Annotated in this window: 8 protein-coding genes; 6 read left to right on the top strand and 2 right to left on the bottom strand. The window is 73.8% G+C overall.

Translation table 11 applies throughout. The annotated features are described in order from the left end of the window. Window positions 1–246 precede the first annotated feature (246 nt). A complete protein-coding gene (locus ACFYXE_RS36925; RefSeq protein ID WP_389320540.1) occupies window positions 247–1,161 on the top strand; it encodes a pentapeptide repeat-containing protein in 915 nt (304 codons plus the stop codon). A 71-nt stretch (window positions 1,162–1,232) separates the two neighbouring features. Here the strand turns inward: ACFYXE_RS36925 and ACFYXE_RS36920 are convergent, their stop codons facing one another. Then, the gene (locus ACFYXE_RS36920; protein WP_389320537.1) at window positions 1,233–2,147 is read right to left on the bottom strand and encodes a hypothetical protein; all 915 of its coding nucleotides are present in this window, start codon (window positions 2,145–2,147) and stop codon (window positions 1,233–1,235) included. 226 nt (window positions 2,148–2,373) lie between these two features. Between ACFYXE_RS36920 and ACFYXE_RS36915 the strand changes: the two genes are divergently transcribed. Together ACFYXE_RS36915 and ACFYXE_RS36910 are read left to right on the top strand one after the other, a co-directional pair. Further along, window positions 2,374–3,171 (top strand): serine protease, encoded by a 798-nt coding sequence (locus ACFYXE_RS36915; RefSeq protein ID WP_361181526.1) that lies wholly within the window; start codon window positions 2,374–2,376, stop codon window positions 3,169–3,171. A gap of 275 nt (window positions 3,172–3,446) precedes the next feature. Continuing rightward, window positions 3,447–6,542, top strand: coding sequence for an endo-alpha-N-acetylgalactosaminidase family protein (locus ACFYXE_RS36910; protein ID WP_389320532.1), 3,096 nt, complete (start codon window positions 3,447–3,449; stop codon window positions 6,540–6,542). Window positions 6,543–6,606: 64 nt separating this feature from the next. Here ACFYXE_RS36910 and ACFYXE_RS36905 read toward each other — a convergent pair whose 3' ends face one another. Continuing rightward, a complete protein-coding gene (locus ACFYXE_RS36905) occupies window positions 6,607–8,352 on the bottom strand; it encodes a glycoside hydrolase family 35 protein (protein WP_389320529.1) in 1,746 nt (581 codons plus the stop codon). A 172-nt stretch (window positions 8,353–8,524) separates the two neighbouring features. On the opposite strand from ACFYXE_RS36905, the gene ACFYXE_RS36900 reads away from it, so the two are divergent. The 3 genes from ACFYXE_RS36900 to pepN all read left to right on the top strand — a co-directional run bounded on the left by ACFYXE_RS36900 (window position 8,525) and on the right by pepN (window position 12,495). Further along, window positions 8,525–9,433, top strand: a complete 909-nt coding sequence (locus ACFYXE_RS36900; protein WP_389320526.1) for a helix-turn-helix domain-containing protein — start codon at window positions 8,525–8,527, stop codon at window positions 9,431–9,433. An 11-nt stretch (window positions 9,434–9,444) separates the two neighbouring features. Then, complete coding sequence (locus tag ACFYXE_RS36895; protein WP_361180946.1) at window positions 9,445–9,798, top strand: chorismate mutase; 354 nt, start codon at window positions 9,445–9,447, stop codon at window positions 9,796–9,798. A 111-nt stretch (window positions 9,799–9,909) separates the two neighbouring features. Further along, a complete protein-coding gene (pepN, locus tag ACFYXE_RS36890; protein ID WP_389320522.1) occupies window positions 9,910–12,495 on the top strand; it encodes an aminopeptidase N in 2,586 nt (861 codons plus the stop codon). Window positions 12,496–12,705: the final 210 nt, after the last annotated feature.

Here is a 12,705-nt window from a genome sequence, read left to right as displayed (position 1 = left end):
GAGGGCGGCGTACGGGCACGGCGTACCGCAGGCGCGTACGAGCCCCTCGGACCCGCGAGGCGGGTGCAGCCGACGTGCGGGCGTGCCCCCGTCCGGAGCCCGCCCGGGGCCGCCGCATCGGCCCCACCTCGCCCCGCCCCGGCCCGACCTCCGCCCCGCACCGGCCCCGCGCCCGGCGGCCCGTACCCGGTCGTGCGGGACAATGGCCCGTCGTACCGCCGCACCACCCTCAGAGGAGCCCGTTCGATGGCACCGGAGTCCGACCGCGTCGCCCTGCCCCTGCTCGACGACGACCGGGCCGCGCTGCGCGCCGACTGCGGGAACTGCTTCGGGCTGTGCTGTGTCGCCCTGACCTTCTCCGCCTCCTCCGACTTCGCCGTCGACAAGGACGCGGGCACGCCCTGCACCCACCTCCGCGAGGACTCCCGATGCGGAATCCACCGGGATCTGCGGGACAAGGGCTACCGCGGCTGCACCGTGTACGACTGCTTCGGGGCGGGCCAGCACGTCTCGCAGGGGACCTTCGAGGGGCGTGACTGGCGTCGGGATCCGGCCACCGCGCGCCGGATGTTCGAGGTGTTCCCGGTCATGCGCCAGCTCCACGAACTGCTCTGGTACGTGACCGAGGCGCTCGCCCTCCCGCAGACCCGGCCGATCACCGCCGATCTGGAGCGGGCCCTCGCCGCCACGGAGCGGCTGACCCGCGGTTCCGCCGACGCCGTCGCCGGGACCGATGTGGTCGCCCACCGCCAGGAGGTCAACGTCCTGCTCCTGCGCGCCAGCGAACTCGTCCGTGCCGCGCACCTGGGCGCGGAGCCCCGGGGCGCCAAGGGGGGCAGGGGCGGCAGGAAGGGGCGGGGCGGCAAGGGCGGCGCGAAGAAGGACCGGCGCGGCGCGGACCTCATCGGCGCCCGGCTGACCGGCGCCGACCTCAGGGGCGCCGACCTGCGCGGGGCGTACCTCATCGGCGCGGACCTGCGCGACGCGGACCTCCGCGCGGCCGACCTGATCGGCACCGACCTGCGCGACGCGGATCTGCGCGGCGCCGACCTCACCGACGCGCTCTTCCTCACCCAGACGCAGGTGAACGCCGCCAGGGGCGACGAGCGCACCCGGCTCTCCGCCTCCCTCGACCGGCCCGGCCACTGGACGACCGCCTGACGGCCCGACCGCCTGACGGCCCGACCGCCCGACCGCCGGGCCGGACCGCGGCTCCGGCCCGGCGCGCATCGCTAGGTGTCGCACTCCAGCACCGTGCGGCACAGCGTGCACCGCGCTCGCACCCGCCCCCGCGCCGGCACCCGGATCCGCTGGTGGCAGGTGGGGCAGGGGAACGTCACGCGCAGGGTGCGCCCGTCCAGCGAGAAGGAGTAGGCGCCGCCCGCCGCGACCGCGCCGCCGTGGTCCTGCGCGTACCGCCGGTCCTTCGCGTACCGCCGCCGTCCCGCCCACCCGGCGGCCGTCAGCGGCGGCTGCTGCTCGTCGCGGCGGGCCTGGGCCAGGCCCTTGGTGTACGCGGTGTACGCCTGCGCGCTGGTGAACCACGTCTCCGGCGACTCGCCGAACGCCAGCGCCCGCTTGGCCAGGACGTAGCCGAACTCCTCCGGGGTGAGGTAGCCGAGCTTCTGCGAGGACGCGCCGTCCTCGCGGTAGGCGTCGAGCAGCAGCCAGCCCGCGCCGAGGTAGGTGGTGGCGGTGTCGGTGAGGATCTCGTTGTCGCGGGTGCCGGGGAACGACAGGTCCAGGCGGTGCAGGTAGACGTGCATGACCTCGTGGGCGAGGGCGGCGCCGATGTCCCTGCGGTGCGTACGGAAGCGGTCGTTCAGCTCGATGAAGTACTCGGGCCCGGCGGCGAGTTCGACATACGCCGCGTGTTCCATCTCGCGGAACCCCACGATCATCCGGGCGTCCGGCAGGCGCAGATGGCGCACCATCTCGCGGGCGACCCGCTGCACGCCGAGGTAGAGGTCGTCCTGGTCGCCGAAGGCCACGTCGGCGGGGGCGACGCTGGTCTCGAAGGTGTGCACGGTGTCGTACGAGAGGCGCCGGTAGAGCGCCGTGACGGCGGCCCGCACGGTCTCCAGATGGGGATAGCCGTGTACGACAGGACCACCGCCGACCGTCACGTCCGCACCCCCTGAGGTCACCCACCGGACCGTGCAACTGCCCTCCACTGTACGGCGGCACCCGCCCCGCAGGCGGGCCCGTCCGCCACGGCTTGGCCGGAAACCGCCCCTTGTCCTGAGCGGACACCGATCTCCATAATCCGCAACAACGCTTTGGCGGGCTCATGCCATCCACGCGCATCCTGCGCGGACGGCCGGGGCCCGCCGCGCGTGATCCCCCCACGAACCCCCCACGAAGGGAAGTCAGTTGAAGACCAAGCTGCGTGGAGTGAAGAGAGCCGCCACCCTCGGCGCGATCGCTCTGGCCACCGTCAGCCTTCAGCCCGTGGCCGCGCAGGCGGCTCCCCACCCGGGCCCCCACCCCGGCGAGCGCGTCGTCGGCGGCACCCCCGCCGAGCAGGGCGAATTCCCGTTCATGGTCCGCCTGTCGATGGGCTGTGGCGGCGCCCTGTACGCCCAGGACGTCGTGCTGACCGCCGCGCACTGCGTGGACGGCTCCGGCGACGACACGAGCATCACCGCGACCGGCGGTGTCGTGGACCTGGAGAGCCCCGACGCGATCAGCGTGAAGTCCACCAAGGTCCTGCAGGCCCCCGGCTACAACGGCAAGGGCAAGGACTGGGCGCTCATCAAGCTCGCGAAGAAGATCGACCAGCCCACCCTGAAGATCGCCAAGGACACCTCGTTCAACGAGGGCGACTTCACCATCGCGGGCTGGGGCGCCGACAAGGAAGGCGGCGCCCAGCAGCGCCACCTCCTCAAGGCCACCGTCCCGTTCGTCAGCGACGCCGACTGCGAGGCCGCGTACGGCGACGACCTGACGCCCGGCGAGGAGCTCTGCGCGGGCAAGCTCGCCGAGGGCGGCACGGACACCTGCCAGGGCGACTCCGGCGGCCCGATGTTCCGCAAGGACGAGGCCGGCGAGTACGTCCAGGTCGGCATCGTCAGCTGGGGCAACGGCTGCGCCCGGCCGAAGTTCCCCGGCGTCTACACCGAGGTGTCGACCTTCGCGGGCGACATAGAGAAGGCGGCGTCGGAGCTCTGACGACACCCGCCGAAACCCGTACCTGACCATCCGTGCCCGCGGCCTGCCGCGCGCACCTCCGCACGGCCCCGGCGCGGGGCGTCCGCCCACCGCGGACGCCCCGCGTCGCCGTGCCCGCCGCGGCCGGACCGCGCGCGGTAAGGCGGTAAGGGCGGTAAGGCGGTAAGGCGGTAAGGCGGTAAGTCCAAGACCTGTCCCTCCTTTGTCCATGGGCGACCTCGTCCCGCCCGGCGCATCGTGAGCGGCACGAATTCCGTCCCACGGAGGGGTGCCCCATGCTGCCGTCAGACACGTCCGGACCGAGCCGCAGAGCCGTGGTCGCGACGGGCGCGATCGCCGGAACGGCCGCCGCCGTCGGCGCGGGCGGCAGCGCGTTCGCCGCGCCCGCCGCCGCACGGCCCGCGGCCGCCGAGGCGGTCCTGCGCTCGGCCGACCTGGACGTGCGCGTCGCCACCGCCTTCCCGAGCGTCGTCTCCTACACCGACCGGGCGAGCGGCGCCGTGCTGCACGGGCGCACGGACCCGGTCACCACGGTCCTGGTCGACGAGCGCGCGCACACCCCCGAGGTCACCGTCACCACGGGCCGGGACCGCGCCGCGTACGTCCTCGCCTTCGACGGCGGCACCCGCATCGACGTCGAGATCGCCGTCAAGGGGCGGCAGGTCCACTGGCGCGTCACGAGGATCGCCGACACGGCCGCGCTGCGCGTGGGCACCCTGCGCATCCCCGGGCTGACCCTGCTGGCCGTGCGCAGCGACCAGCCCGGCGCGGCCCTGCTCGCCGCCAAGGTGCAGCTGGACAAGGCCAAGAGCGGCGACACCCTCGTCACCCCGGCCGCCGACAGCCCCGCGCAGGCCGCGACCGGCTGCGCGTACGCCGTCGTCGCGCACGACCGGCTCGGCGGCGCGATCGAGACCAACACCGTCTACGACAAGCCCACCAGCGAGGCCGGCACCACCTGGGAGAACGGCCGCCTGTGGCGCGAGACGGTGCGGACCGGCGACCACACGGAGGCCCGCCTGGCGCCCGGCCAGTGGACGCACCGCGCCGCCACCGCGCCCGTCGGCGCCACCGAACCCCTGCCGTACGCCACCGTCGTGATCACCGGTGACCGCAACGGCGACGGCACGGTCGACTGGCAGGACGCCGCCATCGCCTTCCGCGACATCATGGTCGACCCGCTCGGCGCCGACCGCACGCACCTGCGGGTCGTCCCGCACATCCCCTTCAACTTCGCCTCGCAGGCCACCAACCCGTTCCTCGCCACGCTCGACAACGTCAAGCGGATCCACCTGGCGACCGACGGGCTCGGCCAGTACACGCTCCTCAAGGGCTACCAGTCCGAGGGCCACGACTCCGCCCACCCCGACTACGCGGACAACTACAACACGCGCGCGGGCGGCCTCGACGACCTCAACACCCTCCTGCGCGAGGGCAAGAAGTGGAACAGCGACTTCAGCGTGCACGTCAACGCGACCGAGTCCTACCCCGTCGCGAACGCCTTCTCCGACCAGCTCGTCGACAAGAACGACGAACAGTGGGACTGGCTCGACCAGAGCTACCGCATCGACCAGCGCCGCGACCTGGTCTCCGGCGACATCGTCCGGCGCTTCGCCGCCCTGCGCGCCCAGACCGACCCGGGCCTGGGCGCCCTCTACATCGACGTGTTCCGCGAGTCCGGCTGGACCTCCGACCGCCTCCAGCGGGCCTTCCGCGAACAGGGCTGGACGGTCACCACCGAGTGGGGCCACGGCTTCGAGCGCTCCGCGATCTGGTCGCACTGGGCCACCGAGCCCGACTACGGCGGCGATACCTCGCGCGGCATCAACTCCCGGCTGATCCGCTTCGTCCGCCACCACCAGAAGGACGTCTTCGCCGACAAGTGGCCCACCCTCCTGGGCATCGCCCGCATGGGCAACTTCGAGGGCTGGGTCGGCAAGACCGACTGGCACGCCTTCTACGACCTGATCTGGACCCACTCGCTGCCCGCCAAATACCTCCAGGCACACCCCGTCAAGAGCTGGGGCGAGCACGAGATCGCCTTCTTCGGGGAGGGCGGCACGACCGTCTCCGACACCACCGGCAAACGGCGCATCACCACCGACGGACACACCGTCTACGAGGACGGCCGCTACCTGCTGCCCTGGGAGCCCCGCAGGGCCCACGACCCCGCCAAGCTGTACCACTACAACCCGGCCGGGGGCACCAGCACCTGGCGGCTCCCGCGCGCCTGGGCGCGCCGCTCCAAGGTCGCGCTGTACCGGCTCACCGACCAGGGCAGGGTCTTCGACTCGTACGTCTCCGTGGCGGGCGGCAGGATCAGCCTCACGGCCGACCCGAAGCAGCCCTACGTCCTCTACCGCGATCGGGCCGCCGCCCTGCCCGACCCGAAGTGGGGCCAGGGCACCCCGCTGCACGACCCGGGCTTCCACTCCGGCTCCCTCAAGGGCTGGCGGGTCAGCGGCCCCGCCTCCGTCGAGCTCAGCGACCTCGGCGACCACGAACTGGTCATCGGCGCCGGCGCCGCCGCGTCCGTCGGCCAGCGCCTGGCCCGCCTCAAGGCCGGCACGTACACCGCCTCCGTCCAGGTCGAGGTCGGCGCGAAGCCGGGGGAGCGGCGCAAGGCCTCCCTGGAGGTCCGCACCGCCGACGGCGTCACCGCCGTCAACTTCACCGAGACCTCCACCGCGGGCAACTACGTCGCCGCCGACCGCAAGCACGGCACCCGCTTCCAGCGCATGTTCACCCGCTTCACCGTCCCCGAGGGCGGCGGCACCGCCGAACTGACGCTGCGCGCGGCGGCGGGCGAGGCACGCGTGCGCTTCGACAACGTCCGCGTCGTCGCCACCGCGCGCCCCGCCGCCCGCCCCCGCACCACCCTCGTCCACGAGGACTTCGAACACGTCCCGCAGGGCTGGGGCCCCTTCGTGAAGGGCGACGCGGGCGACGTCACCGACCCGCGCACCCACATCGCCCAGCGCCACGCCCCGTACACCCAGCGCGGCTGGAACGGCAAAGCCGTCGACGACGTCATCGACGGCACCAACTCCCTCAAGTCCCGCGGCGAGAACACCGGCCTGGTCTACCGCACGGTCCCGCACACCACCCGCTTCGAGCCCGGCAAGCGCTACCGCGTCTCCTTCCGCTACGAGAACGAGAAGGCCGGCCAGTACGCCTGGATCACCGCCACCGACACCCCCACCCCCCGGGAGACCGACCGCACACCCCTCCCGGTCGCCACCGAACCCGCCACCCTCGCCTACGAGTTCACCGCCCCCGCCGACGGCGAGGCCTGGGTCGGCCTGCGCAAGACCGGCGAGGACGGCACGGCGGAGTTCGTCCTCGACGCGTTCGAGGTCACCGAGGTCTGACACCCGCCGCACACCACGCAGCCCGCCCCGGCCGGGGGCGGGCTCCGTCGTCGCGGCGGCCGGCTCAGGCGAGCCCGACCTCCTCGCCGCCCTCCTCCAGCTCCAGGACCCACACCTCGTTCGTGCCGCTCCGCAGCACGGGGCCGGGGACGTACAGCGTCGTCTGGGGGCCCGCCGACCAGTAGCGGCCCAGGTTGAAGCCGTTCACCCAGACGAAGCCACGGGTCCAGCCGGGCAGGGCGAGGGAGGCGTCGCCGGGGGAGTCCGTGCCGAACGTGCCCCGGTACAGACCCGGACGGCCCTCCGCGGCCCCCGACGTGGGCAGCGCGTCGACCGCCGGCCGGGTGTCGAACGCGTCCAGGCGCAACGGGCGCGCCCGCACCCCGTGCAGATACTGCCGCTCGTGCAGCACCCCGCCCGTGACCCCCTTCGGCTCACCCGTGCGCGGCCCGTAGTTGACCCGGCCCAGGGACTCCACCCACAGCTCCACCCGCGCCGGGCCCGCGACGGGATCCAGGAGCGTCGGCGTGCCCTCGGTGAGGACACCCGCCGGGACGCCGTCGACGTACACCACCGCCCGGTCCCGCAGACCCCGCACACTCAGCGGATACGGCTCGCGCGGGCCCGGCACCGTCAGGCGGTAGCGGACCAGGCCGCGGTCCACGTCCAGCTCCTCGAACGTGGGCGGGACCGCGTGCTCCGACTCCGGGCCGCCGAGCCCCTCCAGGACCGCCTCCAGCGACGTCCAGTCCGTGAGCGGCACCGTGACCGGGGCGCCGAGCGCGGGCAGCGGCGCGGGCGGCTCCGGCGGCGGAGCGGACGCGTACGGGGCGAGCACCGCACGGAACGCCCAGAACTTGGGCGTGGCCCGGCCGAACTCGTCGATCGGCGCGTCGTAGTCGTAGGACGTCACGTCCGGCTGCAGCTCCCCGTCGTGCAGCGCGCCGCCGCCCCGGTTCGCACCCGCCCAGCCCGCGAAGTTCGTCCCGCCGTGCGCCATGTACAGGTTCACCGACGCACCGCACTCCAGGATCTCCCGCAGCGCCGCCGCCGCGTCGTCGGCGTCCCGCACCACGTGCTCCGCACCCCAGTGGTCGAACCAGCCGCACCAGAACTCCATGCACATCAGCGGGCCCTTCGGCCGGTGCCTGCGCAGCGTCCCGAAGCCCGCCCGCGCCCCCGAACCGAAGTTGGCCGTGGCCAGCACGCCCGGGATCGACCCGCCCGTCAGCATGTGGTCCTCGGGACCGTCGGACGTGAACAGCGGCACGGTCACGCCCTCGGCACGCAACAGGTCGGCGAGGCGACGCAGATACACCTGGTCCGAGCCGTAGCTGCCGTACTCGTTCTCGACCTGCACCATGATCACCGGGCCGCCCCGGTCGTGCTGGCGCGCCACCACCTGCGGCAGCAGCCGCCGGAACCAGCCCCCCACCCGGTCCAGGTACGCCGCGTCCCTGGTCCGCGCCCGCGCCCCCACCGCGCCCGTCAGCCAGTGCGGAAGCCCGCCGTTCTCCCACTCCGCACAGATGTAGGGCCCCGGCCGCACGATCGCCCACAGCCCCGCCGCCCGCGCCGCGTCCAGGAACCGGCCCAGCGCCTGAACGTCCCGGAACTCCCCGGGCCGCGGCTCGTGCAGGTTCCACGGAACGTACGTCTCCACGCAGTTGAGCCCCATCGCGCGCAGCATCGCGAGCCGGTGACCCCACTGCGCCTCGTGCACCCGGAAATAGTGCAGCGCACCGGACAGCAGCCGCACCGGCCGCCCGTCCAGCTCGAAATCGTCCTCGCCGACCCTGAACCCGTTCATCGCGTCCTCCCGCTCACGTCCCGCCCACGATCACCTCTGGCGGGCGGCAGGGTCCATGGACAAAGATCGGGTCCGGTTGGACGCAGCGTTGCACGCAGCGCGGGAACGAAACGCACCGAGGAACGCGGCAAGCGGGGCAGGGCCCGGCCCGCACCGGAAGGGACGCACGCCGATGTACCACACGTGGATGCGGTATTTCACCCCGAGCCCGGCCCACCACCGGCTCGGACTCGCCTGCCTGGGCGTCGGACTGCAGCACGGCCTGCTGCCGACCGTCGGCCCACGCACCCTCGACCACCACGTCGCCGTCGTCATCAGCGCCGGCGGCGGCTGGTTCCGCTCCGCCGACGGGCGCCGCACCACCGTCACCGCGCCCGCCCTGATCTGGCTCACCCCCGGCGTACGCCACCACTACGGGCCCGACCCCGACACCGGCTGGGACGAGTGCTTCGTCGACTTCACCGGGCCCGCCACCACCACGTACACCGAACTCGGCTACATCGAACCCGGCCGCCCCGTCGTCCCGCTCTCCGACGCGGCCGGCGCCCGCGCCGCCGTCGCCCGCATCGCCCGCGCCGCCCGCCGCGGCAACCCCCTCCTGGAGGTGGAGACCGGCGCCGCCGTCCACGAGCTCCTCGTCGCACTGCGCCGCGCCCGCGCCGACATCGCCCCCGACGGCGACCCCGTCCTGCAGGCACTGGCCCGCGACGCCTTCCAGCCCCTGTCCGTCGCCGAGCACGCGGCCCGGCACGGCATGACGCCCGCCGAACTGCGCACCGCCGTGCGCCGCGGCGCCGGGTGCAGCCCCAAGGACTACCTCCTCGGCATCCGCCTGGGCCGCGCCAAGGAACTCCTCGCCGCCACCGAGCTGCCCGTCGCCGCCGTCGCCCGCCGCGTCGGCTACGACGACCCGGCGTACTTTTCACGCCTCTTCACCCGCCGCGTCGGCCTGGCCCCCGTACGCTTCCGCGACCAGCAGGGAAGGGCCGTACCGGGCGGCTGGTCGCACCAGATACCCGACCCCGACGACCCACCCATTTTGCGCTCTTCCGCCGGTGGCGGCCCCGGAGCGGCAACGTAGGCTCGTGGACCATGACCACCAGCCACACCAGTGACGACAACAGCGCGAACGGCGCCGCCGCCCCCGCGGCCACGGACGAGACCGTGCGCGCCGAGCTGTCCCGGCTGCGCGACAGCATCGACAACATCGACGCCGCCGTCGTCCACATGCTCGCCGAACGCTTCAAGTGCACCCAGCAGGTCGGCCACCTCAAGGCCCAGCACCACCTGCCGCCCGCCGACCCCGGCCGCGAGGCCCGCCAGATCGCCCGCCTGCGCGAACTCGCCGAGAACGCCAAGCTCGACCCGGCCTTCGCCGAGAAGCTGCTCACCTTCATCATCGCCGAGGTGATCCGCCACCACGAGACGATCGCCAAGTCCGCCTGACCCGGGCCCCACCACCGGTCGCGGGGCGCCGCCCCTCCCGGCGCGCCCCGCCTGCGCCGCCCCCCGATCCCCGTATCCCCGTACTGCACCCGCGCCGGACCATCGGGCAGCATGGGGCCCATGCCCGTACTGACGCGCGACGAAGCGCAGACCCGAGCCCGGCTCATCGACGTCCACCGGTACACGGTCGAGCTGGATCTGACCCGGGCGGCCGACACCGCCCGCGACACCTTCGACTCCCGGACCGTCATCCGGTTCAGCGCCCGCACCGACGGCGCCACCTTCGTCGAGCTCAAGCCCGCCGAGCTGCGCTCCGTCACCCTCGACGGGCGCCCCCTCGACCCGGCGGACCTCACCGACAACCGCCTCGCCCTCGACGGCCTCACCGCCGGCGAGCACGAGCTGCGCGTCGACGCCGCGATGCGCTACTCCCGCACCGGCGAGGGCATGCACCGCTTCACCGACCCCACCGACGGCGAGACGTACGCCTACACCCAGCTCTTCATGGAGGACGTCCAGCGCGTCTTCGCCGCCTTCGACCAGCCCGACCTGAAGGCCGTCTTCGCCCTCACCGTCACCGCCCCCGACGGCTGGACCGTCCTCGCCAACGGCGTCACCGAACACACCGGAGACGGCACCTGGCGCGCCGCCGCCACCCCGCTCATCTCCACCTACCTCGTCGCCGTCGCCGCCGGCCCCTGGCACTCCGTGCGCACCGAGCACCGCGGACTGCCCTTCGGCATCCACTGCCGCCGCTCACTGGCCCCCCACCTGGACGCCGACGCCGAGGAGATCCTCGACATCACCCGCTCCTGCTACGACCGCTACCACGAGAAGTTCGAGGAGCCCTACCCCTTCGACTCCTACGACCAGGCGTTCGTCCCCGAATTCAACGCGGGCGCGATGGAGAACCCCGGCCTCGTCACCTTCCGCGACGAATTCGTCTACCGCTCCGCCGTCACCGACACCGAGCGGCAGACCCGCGCCATGGTCATCGCCCACGAGATGGCCCACATGTGGTTCGGCGACCTCGTCACCCTCCGCTGGTGGGACGACATCTGGCTGAACGAGTCCTTCGCCGAGTACATGGGCTTCCAGACCACCGCCGAGGCCACCCGCTTCAAGGACCCCTGGACGGACTTCGCCGTCTCCCGCAAGTCCTGGGGGTACGACGCCGACCAGCGGCCCTCCACCCACCCCGTCGCCCCCGACCCCGACGCCGTGCCCGACACCGCGTCCGCGATGCTCAACTTCGACGGCATCTCCTACGCCAAGGGCGCGAGCGCCCTGCGCCAGCTCGTCGCCTGGCTCGGCGAGAAGGACTTCCTCGCGGGCATCAACACCCACTTCGCCCGCCACAAGTTCGCCAACGCCACCCTCGCCGACTTCATCGACTCCCTCGCCCACGCCACCGACCGCGACGTGCACGGCTGGGCCGAGGCATGGCTGCGCACCACCGGCGTCGACACCCTCACCTCCGAGGTCGCGCACACCGGCCGCGAGTGGAGCCTGACCGTGGACCGCAGCGGCGGCAGCCGCCCGCACCGCATCGCCGTCGGCGTCTACGACCGCGACCTCTCCGGCGGCCGCGGGCTCGCCCTGCGCGAACGCTTCGAGACGGACGTCCCCGCGGACCGGGCCGCGCCCGGCACCGGGACCGCGGGCCGGGCCGGGGACGCACCCGAAGCCGACGCGACCGCCCCCACCCGCGACGGCGGCCGCCCCGCCCTGATCGTCCCCAACGACCAGGACCTCAGCTACGCCAAGATCCGCCTGGACGACGTCTCCCTGGACACCGCCCTGCGCGACCTGTCCGGCGTCCCCGACGCCCTCACCCGCGCCGTCCTGTGGAACAGCCTGCGCGACATGGTCCGCGACGGGGACCTCGAAGGCGCCGCCTACCTCGACGCCGCCCGCGCCCACCTCCCCGGCGAGAGCGACCTCGCCATCGTCCAGGGCGTCCTCACCTTCGCCCTCACCCACGTCGCCGACCGCTACGCGACCCCCGAGGTGCGGCCCGCCGCCCTCGCCGTCCTCGGCGACCTCTGCCAGGACCTGATCCGCCGCACCGAGGACGGCTCCCACCCCGGCCTGCGCCTGATCGCCGTCCGCGGCTCCATCGACGTCGCCACCCGGGCGGCGCCCCTGCAGGCCTGGCTCGCCGAGGGCACCGTGCCCGGCGGCCCCGAACTCGACCCCGAACTGCGCTGGCGCGTCCTCGGCCGGCTCGCCGTCCTCGACGCGACCGACGAGGCGGCGATCGCCGCCGAACTGGCCCGCGACCCCAGCGCCACCGGCCGGGAAGGCGCGGCACGCTGCCGGGCCTCGCTGCCCGACGCCGCCGCCAAACGGACCGCGTGGGAGGAGATGTTCGCCACCGACGACCTGTCCAACTACCTCTTCACCGCCACCGCACAGGGCTTCTGGCAACCCGAACAGGCCGAGCTCGTCCACGAGTACGTCCCCCGCTACTTCGAGGACGCCATCGCCCTGGCCGCCCGGCGCGGCCCCGCCATGGCCGAGGCCGCCGGACGGTACGCCTTCCCGCTGCCGTTCGTCGACGCCGAGACGCTCCGCCTGGGCGAACAGTGCCTGCGCGACGCCGACCCCACCCCCGCCCTGCGCCGCAAGCTCGCCGACCAACTCGACGACCTGGCCCGGGCATTGCGCGTACGAGAGGGACGGCGCCAGGACTGACGGGGGAGCGGGGGCGCGGGGCGCGGCCCCGTACAGGGGCCAGGGCTGGGCACCGTACGGGGGGCCAGGGCGCGGCACCGTACGGAGAGAGCGAAGACCCGGCACCGGACACGCCCTAGGGGGCGTCTCTCCGATCTTCGCGGGTCCGCGACGCCTGGCACGGCACCTCGCCGCACGGCCGGGCCGCCCTCGTACCACCAGTACGAGGGC

The sequence above is a fragment of the Streptomyces sp. NPDC002564 genome, assembly GCF_042889645.1.
Classification (GTDB): Bacteria; Actinomycetota; Actinomycetes; order Streptomycetales; family Streptomycetaceae; genus Streptomyces.
The sequence above is the reverse complement of the archived record's forward strand: the minus strand, read 5'-3'. Positions and strand labels throughout refer to the sequence as shown.

Excerpts from the sequence above, each read along its gene's own strand:
- ACFYXE_RS36925 (WP_389320540.1), top strand. The coding sequence starts at position 247 with ATGGCACCGGAGTCCGACCGCGTCGCCCTGCCCCTGCTCGACGACGAC.
- ACFYXE_RS36910 (WP_389320532.1), top strand. The coding sequence starts at position 3,447 with ATGCTGCCGTCAGACACGTCCGGACCGAGCCGCAGAGCCGTGGTCGCG.
- ACFYXE_RS36905 (WP_389320529.1), bottom strand. The coding sequence starts at position 8,352 with ATGAACGGGTTCAGGGTCGGCGAGGACGATTTCGAGCTGGACGGGCGG.
- ACFYXE_RS36900 (WP_389320526.1), top strand. The coding sequence starts at position 8,525 with ATGTACCACACGTGGATGCGGTATTTCACCCCGAGCCCGGCCCACCAC.
- ACFYXE_RS36895 (WP_361180946.1), top strand. The coding sequence starts at position 9,445 with ATGACCACCAGCCACACCAGTGACGACAACAGCGCGAACGGCGCCGCC.
- pepN (WP_389320522.1), top strand. The coding sequence starts at position 9,910 with ATGGGGCCCATGCCCGTACTGACGCGCGACGAAGCGCAGACCCGAGCC.